12 protein-coding genes are annotated in these 13,710 nt (G+C 69.3%); 5 read left to right on the top strand and 7 right to left on the bottom strand.

Translation table 11 applies throughout. The features are described from left to right. Nucleotides 1-44: 44 nt before the first annotated feature. From ACIG5A_RS41895 to ACIG5A_RS41885, 3 genes are all read right to left on the bottom strand, one after another. The gene (locus ACIG5A_RS41895; RefSeq protein WP_397250998.1) at nucleotides 45-653 is read right to left on the bottom strand and encodes a bifunctional 4-hydroxy-2-oxoglutarate aldolase/2-dehydro-3-deoxy-phosphogluconate aldolase; all 609 of its coding nucleotides are present in this window, start codon (nucleotides 651-653) and stop codon (nucleotides 45-47) included. A 98-nt stretch (nucleotides 654-751) separates the two neighbouring features. Continuing rightward, entirely contained in the window at nucleotides 752-2,362 is a 1,611-nt protein-coding gene (locus ACIG5A_RS41890) for an amidohydrolase family protein (RefSeq protein WP_397250829.1), read from the bottom strand. A gap of 11 nt (nucleotides 2,363-2,373) precedes the next feature. Continuing rightward, a complete protein-coding gene (locus tag ACIG5A_RS41885) occupies nucleotides 2,374-3,678 on the bottom strand; it encodes an amino acid deaminase (protein ID WP_397250827.1) in 1,305 nt (434 codons plus the stop codon). A gap of 162 nt (nucleotides 3,679-3,840) precedes the next feature. Between ACIG5A_RS41885 and ACIG5A_RS41880 the strand changes: the two genes are divergently transcribed. The 3 genes from ACIG5A_RS41880 to ACIG5A_RS41870 all read left to right on the top strand — a co-directional run bounded on the left by ACIG5A_RS41880 (nucleotide 3,841) and on the right by ACIG5A_RS41870 (nucleotide 6,253). Continuing rightward, nucleotides 3,841-4,884 carry a sugar kinase gene (locus ACIG5A_RS41880; protein ID WP_397250825.1) on the top strand — a complete coding sequence of 348 codons (1,044 nt, stop codon included), beginning with the start codon at nucleotides 3,841-3,843 and terminating at the stop codon, nucleotides 4,882-4,884. A gap of 188 nt (nucleotides 4,885-5,072) precedes the next feature. Beyond that, nucleotides 5,073-5,846: an IclR family transcriptional regulator gene (locus tag ACIG5A_RS41875; protein ID WP_397250823.1), complete on the top strand. Its 774-nt coding sequence runs from the start codon at nucleotides 5,073-5,075 to the stop codon at nucleotides 5,844-5,846. Nucleotides 5,847-5,848: 2 nt separating this feature from the next. Then, a complete protein-coding gene (locus ACIG5A_RS41870; protein WP_397250821.1) occupies nucleotides 5,849-6,253 on the top strand; it encodes a RidA family protein in 405 nt (134 codons plus the stop codon). 81 nt (nucleotides 6,254-6,334) lie between these two features. Here the strand turns inward: ACIG5A_RS41870 and ppc are convergent, their stop codons facing one another. Together ppc and ACIG5A_RS41860 are read right to left on the bottom strand one after the other, a co-directional pair. Further along, entirely contained in the window at nucleotides 6,335-9,205 is a 2,871-nt protein-coding gene (gene ppc / locus ACIG5A_RS41865) for a phosphoenolpyruvate carboxylase (protein WP_397250819.1), read from the bottom strand. A 94-nt stretch (nucleotides 9,206-9,299) separates the two neighbouring features. Beyond that, a complete protein-coding gene (locus tag ACIG5A_RS41860) occupies nucleotides 9,300-9,719 on the bottom strand; it encodes a VOC family protein (RefSeq protein WP_397250817.1) in 420 nt (139 codons plus the stop codon). A 159-nt stretch (nucleotides 9,720-9,878) separates the two neighbouring features. Here ACIG5A_RS41860 and ACIG5A_RS41855 point away from each other — a divergent pair, with 159 nt between their 5' ends. Further along, on the top strand, nucleotides 9,879-9,992 hold the full coding sequence (locus tag ACIG5A_RS41855) for an AAA family ATPase (RefSeq protein ID WP_397250815.1): 114 nt from the start codon (nucleotides 9,879-9,881) through the stop codon (nucleotides 9,990-9,992). Between the two features lie 84 nt (nucleotides 9,993-10,076). Here the strand turns inward: ACIG5A_RS41855 and ACIG5A_RS41850 are convergent, their stop codons facing one another. Both ACIG5A_RS41850 and ACIG5A_RS41845 read right to left on the bottom strand, forming a co-directional pair. Continuing rightward, nucleotides 10,077-10,634 (bottom strand): sugar O-acetyltransferase, encoded by a 558-nt coding sequence (locus tag ACIG5A_RS41850; RefSeq protein ID WP_397250813.1) that lies wholly within the window; start codon nucleotides 10,632-10,634, stop codon nucleotides 10,077-10,079. Between the two features lie 30 nt (nucleotides 10,635-10,664). After that, nucleotides 10,665-11,564 (bottom strand): LysR family transcriptional regulator, encoded by a 900-nt coding sequence (locus ACIG5A_RS41845; protein ID WP_397250811.1) that lies wholly within the window; start codon nucleotides 11,562-11,564, stop codon nucleotides 10,665-10,667. Between the two features lie 29 nt (nucleotides 11,565-11,593). On the opposite strand from ACIG5A_RS41845, the gene ACIG5A_RS41840 reads away from it, so the two are divergent. Further along, nucleotides 11,594-13,417 carry a gamma-glutamyltransferase family protein gene (locus ACIG5A_RS41840; RefSeq protein WP_397250809.1) on the top strand — a complete coding sequence of 608 codons (1,824 nt, stop codon included), beginning with the start codon at nucleotides 11,594-11,596 and terminating at the stop codon, nucleotides 13,415-13,417. Nucleotides 13,418-13,710: the final 293 nt, after the last annotated feature.

The raw sequence follows: 13,710 nt of genomic DNA, 5'->3' as shown, positions 1-13,710 counted from the left end.
GTGTTGACTTGTTCGCTCGCTACGCTCGCTCACGGGGATACCTCTCACTTCATGGAACTAACAAAAGCTGCCGCGCGGGCGGCGATTTCGGGCCAGCGGCCCGCGGCCACATCGCCGGGTGCGACGACATCGGTCCCCGCGGTGACCGCGACGGCGCCCGCGGCGAGGAATTCGGCGGCATTGCCCGCGTTGACCCCGCCCGAGGGGATGAGCGCCACGTCGGGGAACGGTCCGCGCAGATCTTTCAGATAGCCGGGGCCGAGCGCGCGGGCGGGGAAGATCTTCACCGCGGCCGCGCCGAGATCGAGCGCTTGCAGCACCTCGCTGGGCGTGAAGGCACCCATGATCACCGGAATGCCCTGTGCCGCAGCGACATCGGCCACATCGGTGCGAATGCCGGGAGTGACGAGGAAGCGGGCGCCGTGGTCGATCGCCGCCGCGGCCTGCTCACCGGTGAGCACGGTGCCGACACCGAGCACCGCCCCCTCGGCGGCCGTGGCCTCGGCCAGGTAGCCGAGCACGCCCGGCGTGGTGAAGGTGAGCTCGAGCGCCCGGATGCCGGACTGCGCCAAGGCTTGTGCCAGCGCCACCGGATCCGGAATCTCGGGCGCGCGTACCACGCTGAGCACGCGGTCGGCGCGGATGATGTCCAGCGCCGTGGTGGCTCTGTCTGATTCGCGGCGCTCCCGGGGCCCTTCGTGGTGACGCTGCGCTGCCACCTCCGGGCCCGGCGCTCGCTCCGCAGGGGCGTTCAATAGGTCTCCTTCCGCGAGGCGTCCATGCGCAGCGCGCGACCGGCGAGTGTGCCGGTGGGCGCGCCGTTTTCGATGGCGAACTCGCCGTTGACGAGCACATGCGCGATACCGCGCGCCTGCTGTTTGGGGTTGTCGAATGTCGCGGTGTCTGTGATGGTCGCCGGATCGAAAAGCACCAGATCGGCGGCATATCCGGCGCGAACCAGTCCGCGTTCATGGAGCCGCAGCCGCGCGGCGGGCCTGCCGGTGAGGTGATGCACGCACTCCTCCAGGCCGAGCAGGCCGAGCTCACGCACGTAGTGGCCGAGATAGCGCGGGAAGGTGCCCCAGGCCCGCGGATGCGGGCGCGCCGGCGCGAGCAGCGCGTCGCTGCCGCCCATGTGCCCGGCGTGCACCATGATCGCGCGCACGTTCTCCTCGTGCCCGACGTGCTGCAAAATGCTGGTGGCCAACTGATCTCGGCGCAGCAGGTCGAAGAACACCTCGACCGGTTCGGCGCCGCGCTCGGCGGCCAGCTGTTCGACGGTCTTGCCGACGGCGTCGCTCAGCTCCGGATTGCCGACGCCGCTGATCTGGATGGTCTCCCATTCGACGGTCACGCCGTGGCAGCCGTCCGAGCCATGGACGTTGACGTCGGCGGTGATTCGCGCCCGCTCGGCCGGATCGTCGAGCCGGGCCAGCGCGGCATCGGGACCGCCGGACATCGCCCAGCTCGGCAGCAGCGCCGACAGCGTCGTCGAGCCGGGCAGATACGGGTAGGTATCCAGGGTGATATCGCTGCCGTCGGCGCGTGCCGCGTCGACGAGCGCGAGGAATTCCGGTGCGCGGCCGCGGTTCACGCCGAAGTTCATGGTGGCGTGGGTCAGGTGCAGCGCGCAGCCGGTGCGGCGGGCCAGCTCGATCATCTCGGCGTATGCCTCGAGCGCGCCCTTGCCGTAGGAGCGGGTGTGCGGGGCGTAGAAGCCGCCGTATTCGGCGACCACCTCGCACAGTGCCGCCAATTCGCCCGTGTCGGCGTACATTCCGGGCGTATAGGTCAGCCCGCTGGACATGCCGACCGCGCCTTCGGCGAGCCCCGTCGCGAGCAGCTCCTTCATCCGGGCGATCTCGTCCTTCGTCGCCGGGCGTTTGTCCGCGCCGACGACCAGCAGGCGCAGCGTGCCCTGCGGCACGAGGTAGGCGGCGTTCGGCGTGATACCGCGATCCAGCCGGTCCAGGTATTCCGCGACGCTGCGCCAGGAGAAGTCGAGATCGGCGGGATTGCCGTTCCACCCGGCGATCTGGCGGCGCACCACCGCGAGGGTGGCGTCGTCGATGGGCGCGTAGGACAGCCCGTCCTGCCCGAGCACCTCGGTGGTGATGCCCTGGCTGATCTTCGGGAAGTGCCCCGGCTCGGTGAGCAGGTGCAGATCCGAATGGGCGTGCATATCGATGAAGCCGGGCGCGAGTACCGTGCCCGGGTTCGTGTCGACGACCCGCGCGCCGGAAAGCGTACCGGGATCACCGATTTCGGCGATCCGGCCGCGGTCGACGCGGACATCGCCGCGGAAACGCGGTGCGCCGGTGCCGTCGACGATGTCGATATCGCGAATGAGTAAGTCGTTCATCACGGTCCGGCTCAGAAGAAGGTGTGCAGGAAGTCGACGACGCGCGGGGCGTCGGTGTGGGCGTCGTCGACGACCGGGACCAGGCGCCACTTGTCGAAGGCGGTGCACGGATGCGAAAGGCCCAGGCGCACTACCGAACCGATCGGCACCTCCGCCGCGGTGCTGCCCGGCAACCGCAGGAAGGTGTGCTGGTCGTTGAGCGCGCTCACCGTGGCGTCCGGGTTCAGCGCGATAACTTCCGGTCCCGCAACGCATTGCGGGACCGGAAGCCCCTCATCGAAGGGAAAGTCACGCTTGCCCGCGTCGAGCAGCGCGAGTTCGGGTTCGGGCCGGGACACGGTGCGGGCCCAGCCGTGCATGGCCGAGCGCAGCGGGCGTTCGCTGCGCGGCGCGGCCAGCGGCGAGATGCCCGCGTAGAAGCCGTCGTCGTGAATGATGTAGGCGCCCGAACGCAGGACGACGGTGGTCGGCACCCCGCGCGCGCCCTCCTCGTCGGCGAGCCCGGCCAGGCGTTCGACGACCAGGTCCGGATAGGCGCTGCCGCCCGCGGTGACGATCGCGGTATCGCGGTAGCGGCCCTCGACTTCGAGTTCGCGGTGCAGCCTTGCCAATTCGTCGAGGTAGTGGCGCACCGTGTCGATGGCGCTCGGTGCGCGGTCGTGCGCGAGCGCGCCCTCGTATCCGCCGACACCGGCCAGTTCGAGCCGCGCGGAATCGTCGACCGCCTTCGCGATGGCCAGCGCGTCCTCGACCCGGCGCGCGCCGGTACGGCCGTGCGGCCCACCGAGTTCCACTAGTACCCGCAACGGCCGGTCACCCGGCACCGCGCGCAGATGCTCGTCCATCCACGTGACCGTCTCGACGCTGTCCACCCAGCTCAGGAATTCGAATTTCGGGTCGCGCGTCAATTCGTCGGCGACCCAGCGCAATCCGATCGGCTCGACGAGCGCGTTGGCCAGCAGGATCCGCCGCACGCCGAACGAGCGCGCGACCTGCACCTGCCACGGCGTGGCGAGCGTGATGCCCCAGGCGCCCGCCGCCAGCTGCTGTGCCCACAGTTGCGGCGCCATGGTGGTCTTCCCGTGCGGGGCGAGGCGGACGCCCGCGGTGGCCGCCCAGTCCGCGAGCACCGCGACATTGGCCGCGACGGCCGCGCGGTCGATGGTCAGCAGCGGCGTCTCGAGGTGCGCCAACTCCGGTCCGGTAGCGAGGTATTCGCGCACCGTCAGGCCCCAGGACACGGGCGGCAGCCCCTTGTGCTGCGGCCCGAGCGTCCGGTCGCCCAGCGCTGCGACGGCATCCTCATTGATCGCCACGACGTTCCTCCCCGGGATTTCACACCCTTCGAGCAATAGCTTCTCGTGCAGAGTAATAGCTTTTCTGCATTGCATATTCTGCAATCACTGTTGCATACTGTGTTTGGTGTGGTTATTCTGCACGTGATGTCCGCATACCGCAAGCGAATGAAGGAGATACGTGTGACGCGGCCAACGTCGCCCCGTCCGCGGGCGGTCACCGTCGGCGAGGGCCTCGCCGTCCTGGTGGCCCATCCCGGACCGCTGGAGGAATCGGAGACCTTCGAACGCACCGCGGGCGGTGCGGAAGCGAATGTCGCGACCGTACTCGCCCAGCTCGGCGTCGACACCGCCTGGATCTCCCGGGTCGGCGACGACGGCTTCGGCCGCTACCTGGTCGGCCACCTCGCCGACCACGGTGTCGACGTCTCCGCGGTGGTCACCGATCCGACCAGGTCCACCGCCGTGTACGTCAAGGAACGCGGCAGTGGCTCCGGCCGGGCGACCGACCTCGCGGAGCGGGCGAGCCGAATGCTGTACTACCGCACCGGTTCCGCGGCCAGCGCGCTCTCCGCCGCCGATCTCAGCGCCGAGGTCGCCGCGGGATTGCTCGACCGGTGCGCGCTGGTGCACTTCAGCGGAATCACCACCGCGCTCTCGGAATCCGCCACCCAGCTGACCGAGGCGCTGGTCGCGCTGCCCCGCCGCGGCAGGCTGGTGAGCTTCGACCTGAACTTCCGGCCCGCGCTGTGGGCCCGGCGCATCGACGAAGCGGCACAGGTGCTCGCGCGCCACGTGCGCGGCTGCGACGTGGTGTTCCTCGGCGCCGACGAGGCGGGCGAGGTATTCGGCACCGCCGATCCGGACCGGTTGCGCGCGATGTTCCCCGAACCCGCGCACCTGATCGTCAAGGACGACGCGCACTCGGTGATCGGATTCTCCGGTGCCGAACGGGTTTCGGTGCCCGCGCTCGGGCTGGAGGTCACCGAGCGGATCGGCGCGGGCGACGCCTTCGCGGGCGGCTACCTCGCGGCGCTGCTGCAGGGCCGGGAACTGGCGCAGCGCTTGCGCTTCGGGCACCTGTGCGCCGCCGCCGCGCTCACCGGAACCGCCGACGTCGCGACACTCCCGCCGCTCGCCGTGCTGGAGAGTTTGGCAACAGTGGATGAAATCCAATGGGGGCGTATCGATTACGCGGCAGTGGTAGCGGAGGATGTGGCGTCATGAGGACTACTGAGCCGAGCGCCAGCGAGGCGGCGTCATGAGTGAGCGCAGCGAGCGAATCGACGACACAGCGTCCGTGACTATGACGCGGCCGAGCGCCAGCGAGGCGGCGTCATGAGTGAGCGCAGCGAGCGAATCGACAACACAGCGTCCGTGACTATGACGCGGCCGAGCGCCAGCGAGGCGGCGTCATGAGTCAGAGTTTGCTGCGGGCGTTGACCATTCTCGTCTCGCTCGGACAGGACACACAGTCGCTCGATCAACTGGCCGCCCAGCTGGGCGTGCACAAGTCGACGGTGCTGCGGCTGCTGCAGACCATGGAGTCCGAGCGGTTCGTCACCCACGACAGCCAGCACCGCTACGCGCTCGGCTCCCGGCTTTTCGAGCTGGCCAACCAGTCGCTGGAACACCGCGACGTGCGCGCACTGGCCCGCCCGCACCTGGCCGCGCTGAATGCCGAGACCAGGCAGACCATCCACCTGGCCACCTACGAATCCGGCGATGTCATCTACATCGATAAGCTCGACGCCATCCACAGCGTGCGCATGTACTCCCGGATCGGGCGGCCCGCGCCCCTGCACTGCACCGCGGTCGGGAAGGTGCTCGTCGCCGCCCAGCCGCGCACCGAATGGCGCGCGATCGCCGAGCGGATCGAATACCACCCGTTCACCGAGCGCACCATCCGCACGCCGGAGGGCTATCTCGCGGAGCTGGAAAGAGTTGCCGCGCAAGGGTACGCGGAGGATCACGAGGAGCACGAGACGTTCGTCAACTGCATCGGCGTCCCGGTGCGCAACGGCACCGGCGCCGTGGTCGCCGCGCTGTCGATGTCGGTGCCGGACATGCTCCTCGATCACGAACAGGTACTGGCCGCGCTGCCCCAGGTGCGCGCGGCCGCCGACGCCATCTCCACCGAACTCGGCTGGACGCCCAGCCGGATCTCCACCGCAACGAAAGGGCAGTAGTAATGAGTGAGAAGATCGCCGTCCGTACGCCGCACGCACCGGCGCCCGCGCACACGTTCTCCCAGGGCGTGCGCAAGGGCCCGTTCGTTCAGGTGTCCGGTCAGGGTCCGGTGGATCCCGACACCAACGAGTACCTGTTCCCCGGCGATGTCGCGGCCCAGACCATCCGGACGCTACAGAACGTGAAGGCGATCATCGACGCCAGCGGCGCCACCTTCGACGATGTGGTCATGCTGCGCGTCTACCTCACCACCCGCGACGATTTCGCCGCCATGAACGACGCCTACGGCGAATTCGTCTCCGCCCACACCACCGGCGACGTACTCCCAAGCCGCACCACGGTTTTCACCGGCCTGCCGCGCGCGGAAATGCTCGTCGAGATCGACGCCATCGCGATCGTCGCCTAGTAGTTCATTGCCGCAGCGCCATTGCGCCGGCGCTCCCCTGCCCCGGTCTCGCCGGGTGCAAGGGAGCGCGTTCGCGTGTGCCTATCCCGAGTTGCGCAGCGCGGTGGCCAGACCGTTCATGGTGAGCAGGATTCCGCGCTTGACCAGTTCCGAGTCGTCGCCCGCCCGCAACCGCCGCAGCAGTTCCACCTGCATCTGATTCAGCGGTTCCAGATACGGGAAGCGGTTGTGGATGGATTCGGCCAGTGACGGGTTGTCCGCGAGCAGGTGATCGTTGCCGGTGATCGCGGCGTGCATCCGGATGGTGCGCGCGTGCTCGTCACGGATCATGCCGAAGATCTGCTCCCGCAACGCCGTATCCTCGACGAGCTCGGCGTAGTGCGCGGCGATGTCCAGATCGGATTTGGCCATCACCTGCGCCAGGTTCGACAGCACGGTGCGGAAGAACGGCCAGCGGCGGTACAGATCGGACAGGGTGGCCAGGCGCTGCGGATCGCCGTTCACCCACTGCTCCAACGCCGTTCCGGTGCCGTACCAGCCGGGCAGCATCACCCGCGCCTGGCTCCACGACATCACCCACGGGATGGCCCGCAGGTCCGAGACCGAATTGGTCGGCTTGCGCGAGGCGGGCCTGCTGCCGATGTTCAGGTCGCCGACCTCGGCGACCGGCGTGGACTGGCGGAAATATTCGACGAAACCCGGTGTTTCGTGCACCAGGCGCGCGTAGGCGGCGCGGGCGCGGGCGGCCAGATCGTCCATCAGCTCGTAGGACGGTTCGGCATCGGGGCCGAGCCCCTCGACATCGAGCAGGGTCGATTCCAGCGTTCCCGCGATCAGCGACTCCAGATTGCGGTGTGCCGCACCGGGTTCGGCATATTTGGCTGCGATCACCTCGCCCTGTTCGGTGAGCCGGAGCGCACCGTGCACCGCGCCTGCGGGCTGGGCGAGGATGGCGTCGTAGCTGCGCCCGCCACCGCGACCGACCGTGCCGCCGCGACCGTGGAACAGCCGCAGGCGAATTCCGGTTTTGCGCGCCACCTCGACCAGGTCCAGCTCCGCCCGGTACAGCGCCCAGTTCGCGGCGAGATATCCGCCGTCCTTGTTCGAGTCGGAGTACCCGAGCATCACCTCCTGGCGCATCCCCTTGGCCGCCACCAGTTCTCGGTAGACCGGCACGTCGAGCGCGGCGGCGAGCGTCGCCGCGCCCGCGCCGAGATCCTCGATCGTCTCGAACAGCGGCACGATGCCCGCCGAGCAGCTCGGCGGCGCGTCCGGGGCGCCGGGATCGAGCAGCCCGCCCTCCTTCAACAGCAGTGCGGCCTCCAGCATGTCGCTGACCGAGGTGCACATGCTGATGATGTAGTTCGGCACCGCCTCGGCGCCGAAGGTGTCGACCACCTCCTTGGCGGCGCGGACGATGCCGAGTTCCTTCGCGGCCAGCTCGCTCAGCCGCGCGTGCGGTCCGAGCAGCGGCCGCCTGGTCCCCAGCTCGGCCGAGAGCAGTTGTACCCGTTGCGCTTCCGGCAGGCTCGCGTAGTCGGCGTGCACACCCGCCCAGGCCAGCAGTTCGGCGACGACCTGCTCGTGCACCTCCGAGTTCTGCCGCATGTCGAGGCCCTGCAGATGGAAACCGAAGGTCTCCACGGCATGCCGGAGCGCGGCGAGCCGGTCGTCGGCGAGCAGTCCGTCGCCGCTGGCGCGCAGCGAGGCATCGACCGCGTCCAGATCGTCGAGCACCGCCTGCGGAGAGTCGTACGGCCGCACCTCGACCGTGCCCGTCACTCCCTGCTCGGCGCCGGCCAGGCCAGCGACGGTTTCGGCGCCGAGGGCGCGCAGCGCGGTGGCGGTGAGCCGCGCCCGAATGGCGTGCAGCGCACGGCGATACGGCTCGTCGGCGTGTACCGCCTTGTCCCGGTACCCCGTATCGGCGAGCGCGGCGACCGCCGGGGTGACCGCGACGAGGCGCTCGGACAGCGCCAGCGCCTTTTCCAGCTCGACCAGATCGTTCAGGTAGCGGCCGAAGGCGACCGACGCCGCCTGGTGCGCCGCGTGCCGCACCACCTCCGCGGTGACGAAGGGGTTGCCGTCGCGGTCGCCGCCGATCCACGAGCCGGGCCGCAGCATCGGGCGCGGCAGCAGCCCGGCCTCGGGCCAGCGGGCACGCAGCGCGGCGCGCACCTCGGCGTTGATCGCCGGGATCACGTCGAAGAGCGTCAGTTCGTAGTAGCGCAGGCCGACCGCGATCTCGTCCTGAATCCGCAAGCGCGCCAACCGGATCAGCGCGGTGCGCCACAGCGCGAGCACCTGGCGGCGGATCCGCTGATCGAGTTCGGCGCGCTCGGCCTCGGGATAGCGCTGCCGCAGCCGCATCAGCTCGGTGATCCTGGTCTGCGCGTCGAAGACCGTACGCCTGCGCGTCTCGGTCGGATGCGCGGTGATCACCGGTGAGACGAGCGCGTCCGTGAGCAGGTCGGCCACCCGCTGACCATCCAGCGCCGCCACAGCGTTCAATTGGCGGCGCTCCCCGGGCCCTGCGTGGTCGCGCTGCGCTGCCGCCTCCGGGCCCTGAGCTCGCGCCGCGTCCAGCTTGCGGTAGGTGGCGGCCAGCGACGAATCCTGCGGCGGCTCTCCCGCCGCCACGTGCGCGCTGCGGCGCCGATCGCGCTGAATGTCCTCGGCCAGGTTGGCGAGCAGTACGAAGTAGCTGAAGGCGCGGATCAGCGGGAGCGCGGTCTGGATGTCCACGTCCTGCAGCATCTCGGCGACCGCGCTGCGCCCGACCTCCTCGCGGCGGATGCGGAACGCCTCGACCCGCACCCGCTCGATCAGGTCGAACACCTCGGGACCCTCGTGATCGCGAATGGTGTCGCCGAGCACGCCACCCAGATATCGGATGTCGTCCCGCAGCGGCCTGATCGCGTCCTGTTCCGTCTCGATTCGCGCATCACCCATGGGACGACAGTATTGCGGGCGGCCCGGCCGCCGGTATGCGACGCCGCCCACATCCGGCTGTCCGCCCGGCGGACAGCCGGATGTGGGGGTGCGCTCAGCCCAGCGGCTGGGAGAAGCGAATGTGGTTGCCCCACGGGTCGGCGAAGCCGCAGTCGCGCACACCGTACGGCTGGTCGACGAGTTCCTGCTCGACCTCGGCGCCCGCATCACGCAGCCGGGCGAAGGTGGCGTCGGCGGATTCGGTGGTGAAGATCAGCGTGCCCTGGGCGCCGCTGGCCAGCCGGGCCTCGGCGGCCGCACGCGCCTCGTCGTTCGGGTTCATTCCGGGGTTCTCCAGGATGAATTCGATCCCGGGCTGCCCGACCGGGCCGACGGTCAGCCAGCGGCCGCCGGGGAACGGCATGTCCTGGCGGACTTCCAGGCCGATCACATCGCGGTAGAACGCCAGCGCCTGATCCTGATCGCCGACCAGAATGGCGACGTGGGACAGTGCGAGGTCTTTGCCGTTGCTCATGGTGCATCTCCTTGTTCGAGGGGCTCACCATTCTGACGACGCGCCGTCCGGGAATTCATCGCTGCGGCGAGGAGTTCCTCGCGGCGCGGCCTCCGGTCAGCGCCTCGGCCAGTACCAGGCCCACCGCGTTCGGCGAGCAGCGTCGCGGGGCACAGCACCGTGGCAGTCGAGAACTATCGGTCGTTGCGGCGATTGGTGGTGCCGCTGCGGCCGCTGACCGTGGTGACCGGGTCCAACGGCAGTGGCAAGTCCAGCATGTATCGAGCGTGGTGAGCATGAACCCGGGCTGATGACTGGCTATGACACGGTAGCGTGGTCGACGGTTCGCGCGGCTATCACTTGCCCGAAGCGCCTCGGTTACAACTCGCGGAGGACGCGAGCAGGGTTGCCTGCGGCGAACACCCGCGCGGGCAGATCACGGGTGACCACGCTGCCCGCGCCGACCACCGTGTCGTCGCCGATGGTGACCCCCGGGCACACGATGACGCCCCCGCCGAACCACACATTGTTCCCGATGCTGATCGGTGCGGCGGATTCCCAACGCTGCCTGCGCATTTCGTGATCCGCCAGCGGATGCAGCGCGGTGAGCAGCTGGCAGCGCGGCCCGATGGACACGTCGTCGCCGATGCGGATCGGCGCACAGTCCATCAGGATCGCGTCGTAGTTCAGGAAGCTGTTGGCGCCGATTTCGATGAGATGCCCGTAATCGCACTGGAATCGCGGCATGATCCACGATCCCTCGCCCACTTTTCCGAGCAGCTGCCGCAGCACCGCATCCCGCTGCGCGGTGTCCTCCGGTCCGGTCCGGTTGAATTCGTCGCAGAGCCGTTGTGCCCGAACGCGTTCGGCGACCAATTCGGGATCGCTGTCTCGATACCACTCCCCGCGGAGCATCCGCTCCTTCTGCTCACCCACCCGCACAACGCTACCGGCGGGCACACCGGCTCAGCGCGCCGCCGCCACGGCCGCGGCGCGGGTCAGCGTGCTGTCGATGAAGGCCTGCGCCGCCGCGGTGAGGTGGCCGTTGCGATGTAAGAGCCACTGCGGCAGGCGTTCCGGCGGGGAGAATCGATACACCTCGGCCCCGGCCCTGGTGGCCAGGTCGTACCACCCGTCGGGCATCAGTCCGGCGCCGATGCCGCGCAACACCATCGGCAGCACCACGCTGCGATCACCGACCTCGGCCGCGATGTGCAGATCACCGACCGCCGCGGCGAGCCGGTCGAAGCGCGCGCGGACCGCGGTGGCAGGCTGCGGAATCACGAAACTCATGCCGCGCAGATCTTCCGGCGTCACCGTGCCACCGGAACCGACCCTGGTACCCGGCGGCGCGACGAGCAGGAATTGCTCATCGCGCAGGTGGTGCGCGACCAGTCCCTGGCCCGCGGGCCGCTCCGCGCTGCCGCATACTCCGGCCTCGCAGCGACCGCGCAGCACCATCGCGATCACCTCCGCCGCCGAGGCTGCCGACCAGGTGCCGACCGTGACGCCGGGATGTCGCTCGCGCAGATCGGCGATGGTGCCGATCACCGGCTCCAGCGTCGAGGACGGCGTCGCGGCGACATCGACCCGGCCCGCGACGCCTGCCCCGATGGCCTGCGCGGCGTCGCGCAGCGCGTCCAGATCGCGCAGCACCTGACGGGCGCGGCCCGCCATGAACTCCCCCGCGTTGCTGAGTACGGCGTTGCGCCCGACCCGATGGAACAGGTCGACCCCCAATTCCTTCTCGAGCTTCGCGATCGACCTGGACAGCGATGGCTGAGCTACCCGCAGCACACGCGCCGCATGGGTGAACCCGCCGTGCTCCACGATCGCGACGAAGTACTCGAGCTGCCTGCGTTCCATAACCAGAGGCTATCGGTTTGGTGTCGTAGATGTCTTGGACGTACGAACCCGCCCGGGGCGATACTCGGCTGGTGTTCACCACGCGGCCTACCTTGCAGGGCACCTTCGGGATGGTGTCGTCCACTCACTGGCTCGCCTCGGCCACCGCGATGGCGGTGCTCGAAGACGACGGCAACGCGTTCGACGCGGCGGTCGCCGCCGCGTTCGTGCTGCATGTGGTCGAGCCGCATCTGAACGGCCCCGGTGGTGAGGTGCCGATGATCCTGGCCCCCGTCGGCCTGCCGCCGCGCGTGCTGTGCGGCCAGGGCGGCGCTCCCGCGGGTGCGACCATCGATCACTACACCGGACTCGGCCTGGACCTGGTGCCCGGCACCGGCCCGCTGGCCGCCGCCGTACCAGGCGCCTTCGATGCCTGGATGCTGCTGCTGCGCGATCACGGCACCAAGCGCCTGGCCGAAATGCTTTCCTACGCAATCGGATACGCCGAGCGCGGGCACCCGGCGGTGGAACGGGTCGGCGAGACCGTCGACACGGTCGCCGAGCTGTTCCGCACCGAGTGGACCACCTCGGCGGAGATCTACCTGCCCGGCGGCAGGGCGCCCAAGCCGGGCGAGCTGCTGCGCAATCCCGCGCTGGCCGCCACCTGGCGGCGGCTGATCGCCGAAGCCGAGGCCGCGAGCCCGGATCGCGAGGCCCAGATCGAGGCGGCGCGGCGCGTCTGGCGCGAGGGGTTCATCGGCGAGGCGCTGGTCGCCGCCGCGAACCGGCCGACCATGGACACCTCGGGCGAGCGCCACGTCGGCACGCTGACCGGCGACGACCTGGTGAACTACGCCGCGACCTACGAGACGCCCGCGACCTACGACTGGCAGGGCTGGACCATCGCCAAGCCCGGTCTGTGGAGCCAGGGCCCGGTATTCCTGCAGCAGCTCGCGCTGCTGCCGGATCGGCTCGAGTACGGCACCGCGCAGTACTACCACTGGCTCATCGAGACCTCGAAGCTCGCGATGGCCGATCGCGAGGCCTGGTACGGCGACAGCACCCAGGTCTCCCTCGAGACGCTGCTGTCCCCCTGGTACAACGCCCAGCGCAGCGCGATGATCGGCTGTTGCGCCTCGCACGAGCTGCGGCCGGGCCACCCGGACGGCCAGCAGCCGCGGCTCAGCTCCTATGTCGAGGCCAATTCCGCTACGGCCGTTGATGTTCCGCTCGGCGCGGGCGAACCGACGGTGGCCGCCAGCGGCGCCACCCGCGGCGACACCTGTCAGCTCGATATCGTCGACCGCTGGGGCAATATGATCGCGGCGACGCCGAGCGGCGGCTGGCTGCAATCCAATCCGGTTGTCCCCGAACTCGGTTTCCAGCTCGGCACCAGGTTGCAGATGGCGTGGCTCGAGCCGGATCTGCCGAATTCGCTTGTGCCCGGCCGCCGGCCGCGCACAACGCTCAGCCCGTCGCTGGCGCTGCGCGACGGCGAAGCCGTGATGGCCTTCGGCACGCCGGGCGGCGATCAACAAGATCAGTGGAGTCTGCACTTCTTCCTCGCCGTCGCACTGCGCGAAAAGGTACGTGACGGACTCGATTTGCAAGGTGCCATCGACGCACCGAACTGGCATCAGGAGAGTTTCCCCGGTTCCTTCTATCCGCGATCGATGAGCCCCGGCTCGGTGATCGTGGAATCGCGGATCGGCGACGATATCATCGCCGATCTCGAGCGCAGGGGTCATCAGGTGACGGTCGGCGGGCCATGGTCGGAGGGCCGCCTGTGCGCAGTGGCGCGGGACAGGCGAACCGGTGTACTTTCAGCCGGTGCGAATCCCCGTGGCATGCAGGGCTACGCCGCGGGGCGATAAGTTCACACAGCATCGAAGATAGCGGTCCGGATTTCGCCGGATCGCTATTTTTCGTGCCATTGCGCCGACCGCTCCCAATTTAGTTCCCGTGCACCCGGGAAAACAATTTACAAATAAGAATCTCGGGAGAGAAAAGTGCAAGGGCTTGAAGTATCTTGTAGCCCATGCTCGTTCGCCGCACCCGGATGATGGTGCTCAGTGTTGCCGCCGTCGCGCTCGCAGCGTGCGCCCCGGTCCAGCATCCCACTGGAACCGCAACGCATACAGATGATTTCGGTACTCCCGTTGGGACA

It is taken from the genome of Nocardia sp. NPDC052566, from assembly GCF_044547285.1.
Taxonomy (GTDB): domain Bacteria; phylum Actinomycetota; class Actinomycetes; order Mycobacteriales; family Mycobacteriaceae; genus Nocardia.
Note: the sequence above shows the minus strand (reverse complement) of the source record. Positions and strands in the feature narration are given on the sequence as shown.

Excerpts from the sequence above, each read along its gene's own strand:
- ACIG5A_RS41890 (WP_397250829.1), bottom strand. The coding sequence starts at position 2,362 with ATGAACGACTTACTCATTCGCGATATCGACATCGTCGACGGCACCGGC.
- ACIG5A_RS41875 (WP_397250823.1), top strand. The coding sequence starts at position 5,073 with ATGAGTCAGAGTTTGCTGCGGGCGTTGACCATTCTCGTCTCGCTCGGA.
- ACIG5A_RS41870 (WP_397250821.1), top strand. The coding sequence starts at position 5,849 with ATGAGTGAGAAGATCGCCGTCCGTACGCCGCACGCACCGGCGCCCGCG.
- ppc (WP_397250819.1), bottom strand. The coding sequence starts at position 9,205 with ATGGGTGATGCGCGAATCGAGACGGAACAGGACGCGATCAGGCCGCTG.
- ACIG5A_RS41860 (WP_397250817.1), bottom strand. The coding sequence starts at position 9,719 with ATGAGCAACGGCAAAGACCTCGCACTGTCCCACGTCGCCATTCTGGTC.
- ACIG5A_RS41845 (WP_397250811.1), bottom strand. The coding sequence starts at position 11,564 with ATGGAACGCAGGCAGCTCGAGTACTTCGTCGCGATCGTGGAGCACGGC.
- ACIG5A_RS41840 (WP_397250809.1), top strand. The coding sequence starts at position 11,594 with ATGTCTTGGACGTACGAACCCGCCCGGGGCGATACTCGGCTGGTGTTC.